This is a genomic window from Kitasatospora sp. NPDC042419 (assembly GCF_056437345.1).
Genome location: NZ_JBWKAW010000019.1, coordinates 86153 through 103740, shown reverse-complemented (window position 1 = coordinate 103740; position 17588 = coordinate 86153). Strand labels below are relative to the sequence as shown.

General features: G+C 75.9%; 2 protein-coding genes. Both read left to right on the top strand.

All coding sequences use genetic code 11. The features are described 5' to 3' along the window. Nucleotides 1-6165, top strand: a complete 6165-nt coding sequence (locus AC067J_RS29465; protein ID WP_478304248.1) for a type I polyketide synthase — start codon at nt 1-3, stop codon at nt 6163-6165. Beyond that, complete coding sequence (locus AC067J_RS29460) at nt 6162-17441, top strand: non-ribosomal peptide synthetase (protein ID WP_478304246.1); 11280 nt, start codon at nt 6162-6164, stop codon at nt 17439-17441. Before AC067J_RS29465 ends, AC067J_RS29460 begins: the two co-directional genes overlap by 4 nt. Nucleotides 17442-17588: the final 147 nt, after the last annotated feature.

Sequence of the window (17588 nt, the reverse complement as noted above, 5' to 3'; positions counted from 1 at the left end):
ATGCCGGAGTTGTCCGAAGAACTCGACCAGATAGCCATCGTCGGTATGGCCGGCCGCTTCCCCGGGGCCCCCGACGTCCACACCTTCTGGAGGAACCTGGAACAGGGCCGCGAGTCCGTCACCGCCTTCTCGGAGCAGGAACTCCTGGACGAAGGGGTGAGCCCGGCCCTGCTGGGCCAGGACGGCTACGTCCGGGCCAAGGGCACCCTGGACGGGGCCGACCGCTTCGACGCCGCCTTCTTCGGCTACAGCCCGCGCGAGGCCGAGATCATGGACCCGCAGCACCGGGTGTTCCTGGAGTGCGCGTGGGAGGCCCTGGAATCGGCCGGCTGCGTCCCGGAGGACTTCCAGGGCCGGATCGGGGTCTTCGCCGGGGCCGGCATGAACAGCTACCTGCTCCACAACGTGACGGCCAACCGCCGGGTCTTCGACGCCGCGGGGCCGTACCAGGCGCTGCTGGCCGGCGACAAGGACTTCCTCGCCACCCGGGTCGCGTACAAGTTCGGCCTCACGGGCCCGGCGCTGAGCGTGCAGACCGCCTGCTCCACCTCGCTCACGGCGGTCCACCTGGCCTGCCAGAGCCTGCTGAACGGCGAGTGCGACCTCGCGCTGGCCGGGGGCGTCGCGGTCGGCTCCCCGCTGCGCCAGGGCCACCTGTACGAGCCCGGCGGCATCCTCTCGGCGGACGGCCACTGCCGTCCCTTCGACGCCGAGGCGGGCGGCACCGTGCCCGGCAACGGCACCGGCGTCGTGGTCCTGCGCCGGCTGGGCGACGCCCGCCGCGACGGCGACACCGTGGACGCCGTCATCCTGGGCTCCGCCGTCAACAACGACGGTTCGCTGAAGGCGGGTTACACCGCGCCCAGCGTCGACGGGCAGGCCGCGGTGGTCGCCGAGGCGCTGGCGATGGCCGGGGTGGGCGCCGGCACCGTCGACTACGTGGAGACCCACGGCACGGGCACCCCGCTCGGCGACCCGATCGAGATCGCCGCGCTGACCCGCGCCTTCCGGGAGGACACCGAGGCCACCGGCTACTGCGCGATCGGGTCGGTGAAGGGCAACATCGGCCACCTGGACGCCGCCGCCGGGGTCGCCGCGCTGATCAAGACCGTGCTCGCGCTCCGGCACGAGGCGATTCCGCCGTCCCTGCACTTCACCAGGCCGAATCCCGAACTCGACCTGGAGAGCGGTCCGTTCTTCGTCAACGACCGACTGCGGCCGTGGCCCCGGGGGGCGCGGCCGCGCCGGGCCGGGGTCAGCTCCTTCGGCATCGGCGGCACCAATGTGCACCTGGTCCTGGAGGAAGCACCCGCCGGGGGCCCCGCCCCGGAGCCCGCCCCCGACCGGGACTCCCCCGCCCACCGGTCCGGTGCCACCGCCGCACCGGTCCTGCTGCCGCTGTCGGGGAAGACCGCGGAGGCGCTGGCGCAGGGCGCGCACCGGCTCGCCGACCACCTGGACGACCACCCCGACGCGCCGCTGGACGACGTCGCCCACACCCTGGCCCACCGCCGGCACGCGTTCGGGCGGCGCCGGGCGGTGGTGGGCCGGGACCGGGCGGAGGCCGTCGCCGCCCTGCGCGCCGTCACCGCCGCCGGCACCGCCGAGGCCGCCGACGAGGCCCCGGTCGCCTTCCTGTTCCCCGGCCAGGGCACCCAGTACGTGGGCATGGCCCGCGACCTGTACCGCCACGAGCCGGTGTTCACCGCCGAACTCGACCGCTGCGCCGAGCTGTTCGCCGCGGAGCTGGGCGAGGACCTGCGCGACACGCTGTTCCCCGACCTCGACCCCGGCCCCGACCGGGCGGCCGAAGCCGAAGCCGAAGCCGAAGCCGAGGCCGAAGCCGAGGCCGAAGCCGAAGCCGAGGCCGAAGCCGAGGCCGAAGCCGAAGCCGAGGCCCGGCTGAACCGGACCGAACTCGCCCAGCCGGCGCTGTTCCTGGTCGAGTACGCCCTCGCCCGGCAGTGGGCCGCCTGGGGCGTGCAGCCGCGCGCGATGGTCGGCCACAGCGTCGGCGAGTACGTCGCCGCCTGCCTCGCGGGCGTGTTCTCCCTGGAGGACGCCGTCCACCTGGTGGCGGCCCGGGGCCGCCTCGTCCAGGCGATGCCCGCCGGGTCGATGCTCACCGTGTTCCTGTCCGAGGACGAGCTGGCCCCGTGGCTGGCCGGCGTCGGCGACAGCGACCCCGACAGCAATCGCGACCGCGTCGGCAGCGACGGCGGCGACGGCCTCGCCCTGGCCGCGGCCAACTCCAGCGCACTGAGCGTGGTCTCCGGCCCGACCGGCGCGGTGGACGCGCTGGAGCGGCGCCTCGGAGCCGCCGGCATCCCCTGCCGACGGCTGCACACCTCGCACGCCTTCCACTCCGCCGCCATGGACGGCGCCGTCCGGCCACTGGTCGAGGAGGTCCGCGCCGTCCGGCTCAACCCGCCGGCCATCCCCTTCTGCTCCAACGTGACGGGCACCTGGATCACCGACGAGCAGGCGACCAGTCCCGAGTACTGGGGCCGCCACCTGCGGGAGCCGGTGCGCTTCGCCGAGTCCACCGGACTGCTGCTGGCCGACCCGTCCTGGGTGCTGGTCGAGGTGGGCCCCGGCCACACCCTCGGCAACTTCGTGCGCGAGCACCACGCCTGGCGCGACGGCCGCACCGTCGCCGACTCGCTGCGGCACCCGCACGAGCGGGAGGACGACCGGGTCCGACTGCTGGACTCACTGGGGGCGCTGTGGAGCGCCGGCGTCCCGGTCGACTGGGCGGCCGTCCACCCGGCCGCGGGCCGACGGGTGCTGCGCCTGCCCGGCTACGCCTTCCAGCGGCAGCGGTACTGGGTCGACCCGGACCCCTCGACCGGCCGAACCCTCACGGACGGTCCGTCGGCCGAGGCCACCGCACCGCTCGACGACTGGTTCCGCACCCCCGGCTGGAAGCGCCTCGCACCGCAGGCCGCCTCCGCCGGGCGGACCGAGGACGGCCCGGAGCCGCTGTGGGTGCTGCTGGGCGACACCCTCGGCCTCGGCCGCGCCCTGGCCCGGCGGCTGGAGGAACAGGGAGCGTCCGTCGTCCGGGTCGGTGCCGACGACGGGTTCCGCGCCCGCGGCGAGCGGTCGTGGTCGGTGGACCCGGCCGACCGGGAGCACTTCGCCGGGCTCCTCGGCTCGCCGGAGCTGCGCGGCGCGGGCTCGCTCCGGCTCGTGCACCTGTTCAGCCTGGACGGCGCCCCGCCGGAGGAAACCCGTCCGGACGGCGCCCCCTCGGGCGAAGACCGCCTGGGCGGAGACCGCCCGGACACGGCCCGCCTGGACGAGGGCCGGCTGGACGAGGCCCGGCGGCTCGGCTTCGACAGCCTGCTCGCCCTGGCCCAGGCGATCGAGGACGTCCGCCCGTCGGTCCCGGTCACCATCGACGTCCTGTGCCGGGGCCTGCACGCCGTGACCGGGGACGAGCCGCTGCAGCCCGAGAACGCCACCCTCGCCGGCCCCTGCACGGTCATCCCGCAGGAGCTTCCGGACGTCGCCTGCCGCCTCCTCGACATCACCGGCACCGACCCGGCCGCCCCGCCGGACACCTCGGTGCGCGCCGTGCACGACCTGCTCGTCCGCGACACCGAGGAGCGTGAACTCGCCCTGCGCGGCCGCCACTGGTGGGTCCGCGACTTCGACCCGTTCCGGCCCGGCGCGGGCGGCCCCGAAGCCACCGACGGCCCCGCCGCCCCCGGGGCGCCCGACCGCCCGGAGGACGCGGCACCGCTGCGCGACGGCGGCGTCTACCTGATCACCGGCGGGCTCGGCGGCGTGGGCCTGGCCCTCGCCGAGCAGCTGGCGCACAGCGTCAAGGCCCCCGTGCTGGGGCTGCTCGGCCGATCGGACTTCCCCGCCGAGGACACGTGGGCCGAGTGGCTGGACACCCATCCGGAACAGGACCCCACCAGCACCCGGATCCGCCGGCTGGCCCTGCTGCAGGAGCTCGGCGCCCGGATCGCGGTCCTGCGGGCCGACGTGACCGACCCGGCGCAGACGGCCGCCCGGATCGCCGAACTCCGCGACCGGTTCGGCGCGTTGAACGGCGTCGTGCACGCGGCCGGCACGCCGTCCGGCGGGATGATCGCGCGCAAGACCCGGGAGGACGCCGACCGGGTGCTCGCGGCGAAGACCCGCGGCACCCTGCTGCTGGACCGGCTGTGCGAGGACGACCCGCTGGACTTCTTCCTGCTCTGCTCCTCGGTCACCGCCGTCCTGGGCGGGCCCGGCCAGAGCGACTACTGCGCGGCCAACGCCTTCCTGGACGCCTTCGCCCAGTGGCGGCGGCAGCAGGGCAGGCCGGTGACCTCCGTCGCGTGGGGCACCTGGGAGGGCGTCGGCATGGCGGCCGGACTCCTCGCCCGGCCGGGCGCGGCCGACCCGGACGGCCAGGAGACCGGGCACCCGCTGCTCCGCCTGGTCAGGTCCGAGGGGACCACCCGCACCTACGCCACGGTCCTGAGCACCGCAGACCACTGGATCGTGGACGACCACCGCCTGATGGGCCACGGCCTGGTCCCGGGCACGGCCTACCTGGAGCTGGTCCGCGCCGCGCTGGCCGAGCAGGCCGGGGACCGCGAGACCGAGCTCCACGACGTGCTGTTCATGACGCCGGTGATCGTCCCCGACGGGCGCACCAGGACGCTCCACACCACGATCGAGGAGCGGGACGGCCGGCCGTACTTCACGGTCCGCAGCCGCTCCGGCGAGGGCGGACCGTGGCGCGAGCACGCCGTCGGGTCGGCGTCGTTCCACGACCGCGGCCCGGACACCGTCCGCGACCTCTCCGAGGCACCGCTCCGGTTCGAACCCACCGAGGTCCTGACGACCGAGGACGAGATCCGCGGCCGGCTCGGGGTGGAGCGCTTCGAGGAGGGCGGCGGTCCGCTGCAGTTCTGGTTCGGACCCCGCTGGCAGGTGTTGAAGACCATCCGGACCGACGGCCGGCGGATGCTCGCCACCCTCCGGCTGGACGACGCCTTCCTCGCCGACCTGGACGCCTACCCGCTGCACCCCGCCCTGCTCGACATGGCGGGCGGGGTCTTCCGGCTGCACGCCGAGGATCCCTACTACCTGCCGCTCACCTACCGCAGCCTGCGGGTCCTGCACCCGCTGACCGGCACCGTGCTGGTCGCCGTGGAGATCAGGCAGCCCGAGGGATCGACCGGCGAGACCCTCACCTGCGACCTCGAACTCCTCGACCCCGACGGCCGGTTGCTGGTCCGGGTGACCGACTTCACGGTCAAGCGGATCAACGACGTCGACGCCCTGCTGGAGCAGCTCCGGCAGACCGTCGCGGAGGCGGAAGCAGAGGCTGAGGCAGCGGAGGAGGGCACGGCACACGGCGCGGCGACGGCAGACGGGGCGGCGGCAGACGGGGCGGCGGGGGCGGAGCGCGCGGCGGGCGAAGCCGGGACCGGGGCGCTGCGGGCACTCGCCGAGGGCCTCGACGAGCAGGGCGGCCGGGCGGCCTTCGCCCGGATCCTCTCGGAGCCCGAACTCCCGGCCCACCTGGTGGTCTCGCCCAAGGACTTCGCCGCGCTCCGCCGGCTGGCCCGGTCCATCACCCCCGCCCTGCTGGCCCAGGAGATCGACCGACTGGCGCCGCTCGGCGGCACCCACCCGCGCCCCGACCTCCCCACCCCGTTCGTGGCCCCGGCCACCGAGCAGGAGAACGCGGTCGCGGCGGTCTGGCGGGAGGTCCTGGGCGTCGAGGAGGTCGGCGTCGACGACGACTTCTTCGCCCTGGGCGGCCACTCGCTGGCCGCGGTGCAGATCAACACCAGGATCCGGAGCCGGTTCGGGACCGAACTCGACCTGCGGGACTTCTTCCACTCCCCCACCGTCGCGCACACCGTCGGCCTGCTGGCCTCGGCCGGCGGGGGCGATGCGGGGAGCGCGCGCGACGGGGACGCGATCGAGGTACTGAGCCGCGACACCCCGGACGACGACCTCGATAGCCTCGATGATCCGTCAAATCTCGATACTGGACTGGGTATTGACGCTCTGTCAGATCTCTCCGACGACGAGGTGGAGGCGCAGCTGCGGGCGCTGCTCGCCGAGGAGCCGGACGACCAGGACCACCAGGACCACCAGGATGACCGGGCGGACCAGGGGGAGCAGGCGGACCAGGGGGAGCAGGCATGAGCGAGCGAGGGCCGGCCGGCCGCGACACACACGAGGACGGACGCGCGATGACCACCCCCGACCCCGCGAACCTCTCACCCGCCGAGAAGCGGGCCCTGCTCGCCGAACACCTGCGCCGGAAGAAGGCCGGGCAGCAGCCGGCCGACCGGAAGCCGAGCGGGAGCCGGGCCGACGACAAGGCCGGGAGCAGCGCCGACGGCAAGGCCGGGAGCAGCGCCGACGGCAAGGCCGGGAACAGAGCCGCGAGGAAGCGGCAGCACCGGTTCGCCGCCTCGTTCCCCCAGCAGCGCATGTGGTTCCTCGACCAGCTGACGCCCGGCGACACCGCGTACAACGTCCCCGGCGCGACCCGGGTGCGCGGCCCGCTGGACCTGGAGCTCTGGCAGCGCGCCGTCCGGGAGATCGCCCGGCGTCACGAGGCACTGCGCACCACCTTCCGCGAGGTGGACGGGGAGCCGGTACAGGTGGTCACCGAGGGCACCGAGCCCGAGTTCACCGTGGTGCCCTGCGAGCACCTGCGCGGACCGGACGAGGAGGAGCGCGTCCGCGCCCTGGCCCAGGAGGAGTTCTCCCGCCCGTTCGACCTGGAGACCGGCCCGCTGATGCGGATGCGGTTCCTGCGCCTCGCCCCGGACGAGCACGTCCTGCTGCTCACCATCCACCACATCGCCGGCGACCTCTGGTCCACCTCGGTCTTCCTCGACGAACTGGTCACGCTCTACGGGGCGTACGCGGCCGGCACCGGGGCCGAGCTGCCCGAACTGCCGGTCCAGTACGCCGACTACGCGGTGTGGCAGCGCAAGCGGCTCGACGGCGGCGGGGCGGCGGCCGACCTGGAGTACTGGACGCAGGCGCTCGCCGGGGCGCCGGCCGCGCTGGACCTGCCCACCGACCGCCCCCGGCCCGCCGTCCGGACCACCCGGGGAGGGTCGCGCCCGTTCGGGCTCTCCGAGCAACTGATGGACCGGGTGCGGGCGTTCAGCCGGAGCGAGGGCGTCACGCCGTTCATGACGCTGCTGGCGGCCTTCCAGGTCCTGCTGCACCGCTACACCCGCGAGGAGGACGTCGTCGTCGGGGTGCCGGTCGCCAACCGGGGCCGTCCCGAGGTGGAGCGGCTGATCGGCTACTTCGCCAACACGCTGGCGCTGCGGACCGACCTGTCGGGCGCGCCGTCCTTCCGGGAGCTGCTGGGACGGGTCCGGCCGGTGTGCCTGGGTGCCTTCGCCCACCAGGAACTGCCGTTCGAGCGGCTCGTGGAGGAGCTGCACCCGCAGCGGGACCTCTCCCGCTCCCCGGTCTTCCAGGTCTCCTTCGTCTTCCAGAACATCGCGATGCCCGCCTTCGACGTGGCGGGGCTGCGCCTGGAGCCCATGGAGGTGGACAGCACCACCGCCCGTTTCGACCTGGAGCTCCAGGTCTTCGACCGTCCGGAGGGCCTGAGCGGCAGGTTCGAGTACAACAGCGACCTGTTCGACGCGGCCACCGTCGACCAGCTGTCCGGCCACCTCCGGCTGCTGGTCGAGAACCTGCTCGCCGACCCGGACCGCCCGGTCGGACAGGTGCCGATGCTCGCGGCGGACGAGGAGCAGCGGCTGCGCGAGCGGTGGAACGACACCCGCCGGGACTGGCCCGGGCCGGGGTTCGCCCACCGCCGCTTCGAGCAGCAGGCCGCCCGCACGCCGGCGGCCGAGGCCGTCCGTTGCGGCCGGGACGCGCTGAGCTACGCCGAACTGGACGTGCGCGCCAACCGGCTGGCCCACCGGCTGAAGCGGCACGGCGTCGGCCGGGACGTCCTGGTCGGCATCTGCACGGAGCGCTCGGTCGACCTGGTGGTGGCCCTGCTGGCGGTCCTGAAGGCGGGCGGCGCCTTCGTCCCGCTGGATCCGGACTTCCCGCCGGAGCGGATCGCCTTCATGCTGGCCGACTCCGGGCTGCCGGTCCTGCTCACCCAGCGGCCGGTGGCGGAGCGGCTGTCCGGGGTGGGCGCCGAGGTTCTGTGCCTGGACGAGCTCCAGGACGAGCTCGTCACCGAGCCCGCGCAGGGTCTCGACGAGCCGGTGGCCGGGCAGGACCTCGCCTACGTGATCTACACCTCGGGCTCGACCGGGCAGCCGAAGGGGGTCCGGATCCCGCACCGGGCGCTGGGCAACTTCCTGTACGCGATGAAGGAGCGGCCGGGCATCGAGCCGGAGGACACCCTGCTCGCGGTCACCACGCACTCCTTCGACATCTCGCTGCTGGAGCTGCTGCTGCCCCTCGCCGAGGGCGCCCGGGTGGTCCTCGCCGAGCGCGGGACGGCCTCCGACGGCGAGCGGCTGTCCCGGCTGCTGGCCGGCTCCGGGGCCACCGTCATGCAGGCCACGCCGTCCACCTGGCGGATGCTGCTGGACGCGGGCTGGCGGGGCGCACCGGGCCTGCGGGTGCTGGCCGGGGGCGAGGCGCTGCCCGCCGACCTGGCCCGGCGGCTGCTGGCCGGCGGCGTGACGCTGTGGAACATGTACGGCCCCACCGAGACGACGATCTGGTCGGCGGTGGCCGAGGTGGGCGACGGCCCGGTCTCGATCGGAGCGCCGATCGCCAACACCGAACTGCACGTGCTCGACGACCAGGGCCGGCTGGCACCGCCCGGGGTCCCCGGCGAGCTGCACATCGGCGGTGCCGGACTGGCTCTGGGCTACCTGGGCCGACCCGGGCTGACGGCCGAGCGGTTCGTCCCGCACCCGTTCGGGGCCGGACCGGAGGACCGGCTATACCGCACGGGGGACCTCGTGCGCCGGCGGCGCGACGGCGGCCTGGAGTTCCTGGGCCGGCTGGACCACCAGGTGAAGCTGCGGGGGTTCCGGATCGAGCTCGGCGAGATCGAGAGCGAGCTGGCCCGCCGGCCGGAGGTCGGGGCCGCGGTGGTGACGGTCCGTGAGGACGTCCCCGGCGACCAGCGGCTGGTGGCGTACCTGGTGCCCGCCGCGGACGGCGGAGGACCGGGCCCGGCGGAGGAGTGGCCCGACCAGGTCGACGAGTGGCGCCGGATCTGGGACACCGCCTACGACGAGGAGGACGGCTCCCCGGACGGCGGCTCTGCGGACGACGGCTCTGCGGACGACGGCACCAGGCGCGACGGCTCCCCGGGCACCTCCCCCGTCACGACCCGGCCCCCGGTACCCGGCCCCGCCGAGGCGCCGATCCCGGCCGAGGACCTGCGCGGGTGGAACAGCAGCTACACCGGGGAGCCGATCCCCGCCGAGGAGATGCGCGAGTGGGCCGACCGGACCGCCGAGCGGATCCTCGGCCTGCGACCCCGGTCGGTGCTGGAGATCGGCTGCGGCACCGGGCTGATCCTCCAGCGGGTGGCGCCGCACTGCGAGCGGTACTGGGGCACCGACATCTCCGAGGTCGCGCTCACGGGGCTGCGGAAGGCCGTCGGCGCCGCCGGTCACCCGTTCGGCCGGGTCGAACTCCACCCCTGCGCGGCCGACCGGCTCGACGGCCTGCCCGACCGGCTCTTCGACGTGGTCGTGCTCAACTCGGTGGTGCAGTACTTCCCGGACGAGCGGTACCTGCTGCGGGTGGTCGAAGCGGCCCTGGCCCGGCTCGCCCCGGGCGGCTCGGTGTTCCTCGGCGACATCCGCAGCCTGCCGCTGCTGGAGCCGTTCCACCTCTCGGTGCAGCTGCCCCGCGCCGAAGCCGGCCTGCCCGCCGGACAGTTGCTCGCCCGGGTCCGCCGCCACGCGGACGAGGACGGGGAACTGGTCATCGACCCGCGGCTGTTCACCGCCCTGCCCCGGCGGTTCCCCGGCATCGGCGAGGTCCGCGTGCTGCCCAAGCGGGCCGGCTCCGCCAACGAACTCACCCGCTTCCGCTACGACGTGGTCCTGACCGCCGCGCGGGCCGACGGCGCGCCGGGCGGACCGGGCGCCGGAGCGCCGACGGCCGACTGCACCTGGCTGGACTGGACGGCCGAACGGCTGACCGTCGGATCGCTGCGCGACCGGCTGGCGACCGAGCGGCCCGCGCTGCTCGCCGTCCGCGGGGTTCCCAACGCCCGCGTCCGCGCGCTCGCCGACGCCCTCGCCGCCGCACGGCTCGGCGCCGCGACCGCCTCCGACCTGGCGGACCGCCTGGACGCCGGGACCGTGGGGGCCGACGAGGCCGCGGGGGCCGTGGACCCGGAGGAGCTGTGGTCCCTCGCCGAGGGGACCGGCTACCGGATCGACCTGGACTGGTCCGGGCACGGCCCGGACGGCGCGCTGGCCCTGGTGGCCCGCCGGCTCGGCGCCGACGGCGAGCCCGAGCACGGACTCCCGCAGGCGCCCGAACCACCGCACACGGTGGACGTGACGGACGCGGTGGACCCGGTGGACCCGGTGGACCCGGTGGACGCACCCGAAGCGCCGTACGCGGTGGGCGCGCCGCACGCGCCCGAGCCGCCGCACGGCGAACCGGACTGGGCGCGCCACGTCAACGGCGCCCGCCGACGGCTCGCCCGCCGGCTCACCCCGGTGCTGCGGGCCGCCCTGGCCGAGCGGCTGCCCGCCTACATGGTCCCGTCCGTGTTCGTCCTCCTCGACGCCCTCCCGCTGACGCCCAACGGCAAGACCGACCGGAAGGCCCTGCCCGCACCGGACGGCGACCGCCGCGACCTCGGCCCCGCCTACGTCGCACCGCGCGACGCGCGGGAGGAGGCGCTGTGCGAACTCTTCGCCAAGGTGCTCGGGGTGCCGGCGGTCGGCGTCCACGACAGCTTCTTCGACCTGGGCGGCCACTCCCTGCTCGCCACCCGGCTGGTCTCCCAGATCCGCGCGGCCCTGGGCCTGGAGGTGCAGGTCCGCGCCCTGTTCGAGACGCCGTCGGTGGCCGGCCTGGCCCGCCGCCTCGGCACCGGCCCCGAGGGAGCCGGCCCCGACGGAACTGCCCCGGACGGCGCCGCCCCGGCGGCGCGGCCCGAACTGCGGCCCGAACTGCGGCCCGAGCCCCGGCCCGCCGAGCTGCCGCTCTCCTTCGCCCAGCGGCGGCTGTGGTTCCTGGACCGCATGCAGGGGCCCTCCGCCACCTACAACATCCCGATGGCGGTGCGCCTGACCGGAGCGCTGGACCGCGACGCACTGCGGGCCGCGCTGGCGGACCTCGCGGACCGGCACGAGGTGCTGCGCACCACCTTCCCCGACACCGGGGGCGTGCCGCGCCAGCACGTCCTCGACGCCGGCGCGGGCCGCCCCGCCCTGACCGTGGCCGAGGTACCGGGCTCCGGCACGGCCGGCACCACCGACGGGGCCACCGACGCCGCCGTGGACGCCGCCGTGGCAGCCGCCGCCCGCCACCACTTCGACCTGTCCGGCGAGCCCCCGCTCCACGCCGAACTGCTCATCCACGGACCCGAGTCGCACACCCTGGTCCTGGTGGTGCACCACATCGCCGCCGACGGCTGGTCCGTCGCCCTGCTCGGGCGCGACCTGGTCACCGCCTACACCGCCCGCCTCGCCGGCCGGCCGCCGCGCTGGGCACCGCTGCCCGTCCAGTACGCCGACTACACCCTGTGGCAGCGCCGGCTCCTCGGCGACCAGGACGACCCGGACAGCGCGTGGACCCGGCAGCTCGCCTACTGGCGGCAGGCGCTGGACGGCCTGCCGGAGCGGATCGCCCTGCCCACCGACCGGCCGCATCCCGCCGAGCCGACCCACCGGGGCGGCACGGTCGCCCTCCACTGGGACGCCGCGCTGCACGGCGCCGTCGCCGCCCTCGCGCGCCGCCACGACGCCAGCGAGTTCATGGTCGTCCACACGTGCCTGGCCGCACTGCTGCACCGCCTCGGCGCCGGGGACGACATCCCGGTCGGCGCGACCGTCGCCGGGCGCACCGACGCCGCCACCGAGGACCTCGTCGGATTCTTCGTCAACACCCTGGTGCTGCGGGTGGACACCTCCCCGGGCCCCGCCGGGGACGCCCCCGCCGGCCGTCCCACCTTCCGAGAGCTGCTCGCCCGGGTCCGGGAACGCAGCCTGGACGCGTTCGCCCACCAGGAGGTCCCCTTCGAGTTCCTGGTGGACGCGCTGCGGCCCGCCCGGTCCACCGCGCACCACCCGCTGTTCCAGGTGATGCTCGCCTGGCAGAACGTCCCCGACGCCGAACTGGGCCTGCCCGGCCTGGCCGAGGAGGTCCTGCCGGTGAGCACCGGCACCGCACGGATGGACCTGGTGTTCGCGCTGACCGGGCGGCGCACCCCCGGGGGCTCCGCACCGGCCGGGATCGACGGCGTGGTCGAGTACAACGCCGACGTCTTCGACCCGGGCACCGTCGAGCTGCTGGCCGACCGGCTGCGCCGGATGCTGCTGGCGGTCTGCGCCGATCCGGACGTGCCGATCGACGCCGTGGACCTGCTCACCCCCGGTGAGCGGCACCGGCTGCTGACCGAGTGGAACGACACCGCGCGCGACCTTCCGGCGGCCACCCTGCCGCAGCTGTTCGAGGCCCAGGCCGCCCGCACGCCGGACAACCTCGCGGTCGTCGACGGCGAACGGGAACTGACGTACCGCGGGCTGGAGGCGGAGGCCAACCGCTTGGCCCGGCTGCTGATCGCCCGCGGCGCCGGCCCGGACCGCCCCGTGGCGGTGGCCCTGCCCAGGACGGCGCTGTCGGTGGCGGCGATGCTGGCCGTGGTCAAGGCGGGCTCCGCCTACCTGCCCGTCGACCCGGAGTACCCGCCGCAGCGGATCGGCCTCGTGCTCCGGGACGCCCGGCCGGTCCTGCTGCTCACCACCGAGGCCCTGTCCGGGGTGCTGACCCGGGCACTGGCCGAGGTCCCCGCTCAGGCGGGCACGGCACCGGCCGGGGCACCGGCCGAGGTCCCCGCCCAGGCGGGCACAGCACCGGCCCGGGCGCTGCCGGACCCCGGTATCCCGACCCTGCTGCTGGACCGGCCGGAGGTGCTCCGCGCGCTGGACGCCCTCCCCGCCACCGCGCCAGGGGACGGCGACCGCCTGGAGCCGCTGACCCCGGCGCACGCCGCGTACGTCATCTACACCTCCGGCTCCACCGGCACGCCCAAGGGCGTGGTGGTCACCCACACCGGGATCCCCGGCCTGGTCGCGGCACAGGCCGAGGGCTTCGGGCTGGACGAGCACAGCCGGCTGCTGCAGTTCGCCTCGCCGAGCTTCGACGCCTCGGTGGCGGAGCGCTGCGACGCGCTGCTGACCGGCGCCGCACTGGTCGTGGTCCCGAAGGAGGAGCTCCTCCCGGGCGAGCCGCTGGCCCGCACCTGCGCCGAGTACGGCGTGACCGACGTGACGCTGCCGCCCAGCGTGCTGGCGGCCGTGCCGGAGGGCGGCCTGCCCGCCGGGCTGTCCCTGGTGGTCGCCGGCGAGGCCTGCCCGCCCGGGCTGGCCGCACGCTGGTCGGCCGGGCGGCGGATGGTCAACGCCTACGGCCCGACCGAGACCACGGTGTGCGCCACCATGAGCGGTCCGCTGTCGGGCGGCGGAACCCCGCCCGTCGGGCGGCCGATCGCCAACGCCCGGGTGCGCGTCCTGGACGAGGGGCTGCGACCGGTGCCCGTCGGGGTCCCGGGCGAGCTGTACGTCGCGGGCCCCGGCCTGGCGCGGGGCTACCTGGGCCGGGGCGGACTGACCGCGCGGCGCTTCCTGCCCGACCCCTACGGCCCGCCCGGCGAGCGGATGTACCGCACCGGGGACCTGGTGCGCTGGCGGGCCGACGGGCAGCTGGACTACCTCGGCCGGACCGACCACCAGGTGAAGCTCCGGGGCTTCCGGATCGAGCCGGGCGAGGTCGAGGCCGCGCTGGCCGCCCTTCCGGACATCGCCCAGGCCGTGGTGACGGTCCGTGAGGACCGGCCGGGCAGCCGGGCGCTGGTCGGCTACGTCGTCCCCCGCCCGGCGGCGGAGCCGGCTCCCGCGGCGGTCCGGGCCGCGCTCGCCGGACAGCTGCCGTCGTACCTGGTCCCGGCCGCGGTGGTGGTGCTGGACGCGCTGCCGCTGACCGCCAACGGCAAGGTGGACCGGGAACGGCTCCCCGCCCCCGACCACCCGGCCACCGCCGCCGGCTCCGGCCGTCCCCGCACCCCGGTCGAGGAGACCCTGTGCGGGATCTACGCCGAGGTCCTGGGGCTGCCCGAGGTCGGGACCGAGGACCGGTTCTTCGACCTGGGCGGTGACAGCATCCAGGCGATCCAGGTGGTCTCCCAGGCCCGGGCCGCCGGGCTGACGGTCAGCGCCCGGGACGTGTTCGCCCACCAGTCGGTCGCCGGCCTGGCCACCGTGGCCGCCCGCGCCGGGGTCACGGCCGGGCCCGAGGACGTCGGGACCGGCGAGATCCCGCCCCTCCCGATCACCGAATGGCTGCGCGGACTGGACGCGCCGATCGACGGGTTCAGCCAGGAGGCGCTGGTCACGGTCCCCCCGGGCGCGGACGCGGAGCAACTGGCCGCCGTCCTGCGGGCGCTGGTCGACCACCATGACGCGCTGCGCTCCCGGCTGACCGTCCGGCCGGACGGCGGCTGGTCGCTCCGGGCCGGGCCGCCCGGCTCGGTGCGGGTGGAGGACCACCTGCTCCGGGTGGACGCCACCGGGCCGGACGGAAGCGAGCCGGACGCCGCCCGGCCGGATTGGGCCGCGCTGCGGGCGGTGGTGGCCGGACAGGCCGCCGCGGCCCGCCGCCGGCTGGCCCCGTCCGCCGGTGTGATGCTCCAGGCGGTCTGGTTCGACGCCGGGCCGCGGGAGCCGGGGCGCCTGCTGCTGGTGGTCCACCACCTGGTGGTCGACGGGGTGTCCTGGCGGATCCTGCTGCCGGACCTGCGGGCCGCCGGAGAGGCGGTGCTGGCGGGCCGACCGGTGGCGCTGGCCCCGGTGGGCACCTCGGTGCGCCGCTGGGCCGGGCTGCTGGCCGACGAGGCGCTCGCCCCGCACCGCGTCGCCGAACTCCCCGAGTGGGAGCGGCTGCTGAGCGGCACCCCGCCGCTGCTGGCCGGCCGGCCGGGCCCGTCCACGGACAGCGGCACCGCCATCGCCACCGCCACCGCCACCGGCACCGGCACCGGAAAGCAAACCGCCGCCGGACGGCTGGTCCTCACCCTCCCTCCCGAGGACACCGCGCCGCTGCTGGGCCTGGCCCCCGCGGCGTTCCACACCGGCGTCCAGGACGTGCTGCTGGCCGCCTTCGGCATCGCCCTGGAGGAGTGGCGGCGCCGCCGCGGCCGACCGGGCACCGGCACTCCCGGCGGCGGGGTCCTGGTCGACGTGGAGAGCCACGGCCGGCACGAGGACCTGGCGGCCGGCGTCGACCTGTCCCGCACCGTGGGCTGGTTCACCAGCGTCCAACCGGTCCGGCTCGCGTCCGGCCCGCTGAGCTGGCCCCAGGTGGAGGAGTCCGGCACCGAACTGGCCGCCGCCGTGGTCCGGATCCGGGAACAGCTCGCCGACCTGCCCGGGGACGGCCTGGGGTACGGGCTGCTGCGCCACCTCAACCCGGACACCGCCCCCGCACTGGCCGGACTGCCCGCCCCCGAGATCGCCTTCAACTACCTCGGACGCTTCCCCGGCGCCGGGCAGGACGCGCCCTGGGCACCGGTCGCGCCCGACGCGGCGCTCGCCCTGGGCGGCGAGGACGAGGCGCCCGCCCTGCTCACCCATCCGCTGGCACTCGACGCCGTCACCTACGACGGCCCCGACGGCCCGCGGCTGGCGGCCGGCTGGACGTGGGCGGAGGGGCCGCTGGACGAGCAGGAGGTGCGTGAGCTCGCCGAGGCGTGGTTCGCCGCCCTCCGGGCGGTCGGTACCTGCGCCGCCCTGCCCGGGGCCGGCGGTCCGCCGGTCGCCCGGCGGACACCCTCGGGCCGGGCCGGGGACCGGGCGGGCCGGGCCGGCCGGCCGGGCAGCGCCGTCCCGGCGGCCGACCGGAGCGGGGGCGTCCCGCTCTCCTTCGCCCAGCTGGACATCATGTACCAGCCGGTGGACCCGAACGAGGCGCACCACAACGTCATCACCGCGACGGTCCTGAGCGGGGAGCTCGACCAGGAGGCGCTGCGCCACAGCCTGGACCGGATCGTGCAGCGCCACGAGGCACTGCGGACCCGGATCGTCGACGACCCCGCCGGGGAGTGGCGGCAGCTGGTCGACCCGGACGGCGGCTGGCCGCTGACCACCGTGGACCTGCGGGGCGGGGTCGCACAGGAGCGGCCCGAGGAGCTCCGGCGACTGGTCGAGGCCGAGGTCGGCCGCCCGTTCGGCCTGGCCGAGGGCCCGCTGGTGCGGGGCACCCTGGTGGCCACCGCCCCGGACGAGTGGGTGCTGGTGCTGGTGCTGCACCACATCGTGGTCGACCTGTGGTCCTACGCCCTGCTGGGGCACGAACTGCGCGAGCTGTACGCCGCCCGGGTCCTGGGCCGGGAGGCCGCGCTGCCCGAGCCGGCGGTCCAGTACCCGGACTGGGCGGCGTGGCAGCGGCGGCGGCTGGCCGACGGCGCGCTGGACGAGCACGTCGCCTACTGGGAGCGGCTGCTGGCGGACCTTCCGCCGCTGCCCCGGTTCGACGCGCCCGAGGACCAGAAGGCCGGGGCCGTGGAGGGCTACACCAGCGGCTTCGTCCTGGACCCGGCGGTCACCGGGGCGCTGAAGGAGGCCGCGCACCGCGAGGGCGTGACCCTGTTCATGGTGCTGCTGTCGGCGTTCCACCTGCTGCTGCTCAGCTACGCGGACGGCGAGCGGGCGGACGGCGACCTCGCGGTCGGCTTCCCGCTGGCCGGCCGGGAGCACCCGGAGACCGAGCGGATGATCGGCTTCTTCATCAGCCCCGTGGCGGTACGCCCCCGGCCCGCCCGGGACGCGACCGTCCGGGACCTGATCGCCGCGGTCCGCGCGGGCGTCCTGGACGCCCACCTGCACCAGGAGGTGCCGCTGCGGCAGCTCCGCAAGGACGTCGGCGAGGACCGCAACCCGCTGCGGCTGCTGTTCAACCTGCTCAACGTCGCCGGCGAGCCGCTGGACCTGCACGGCCTGAAGGCGGCGCCGCTGAACCTGAACGTCGGCGACGACGAGGTGATCCCGGAGCTGATCACCGAGATGCGGCCGCACAACGCCGACCTGTACCTGATGATGCACGAGTCCGGCAGCGGCCTGCGCGGCCTGTGGCTGTACTCGCCGGAGCGGATCGAGCCGCGGGCGATGGCGGTGATGATGCGCCGGTGGCCCTACCTGCTGGAGCTGGTGGCGCGGCACCCCGAGCTCCCGCTCGCCGAACTGCGGCGCCTGGTACGGCAGCGCCCCTCGTCGTAGGTCCCCGCGGGCCCGGGCCGGAACAGCGGCCCGGGCCCCGTCCGGACCAGGTCCCGGCCCCGTCCTGACCGGGTCCCGGCCCGGTCCGGAACCCGGGGAGCCGAACCACCGCACGCCACCCGAAGAACCACCACTCGCGAATGGGGA

Excerpts from the sequence above, each read along its gene's own strand:
- AC067J_RS29465 (WP_478304248.1), top strand. The coding sequence starts at position 1 with ATGCCGGAGTTGTCCGAAGAACTCGACCAGATAGCCATCGTCGGTATG.
- AC067J_RS29460 (WP_478304246.1), top strand. The coding sequence starts at position 6,162 with ATGAGCGAGCGAGGGCCGGCCGGCCGCGACACACACGAGGACGGACGC.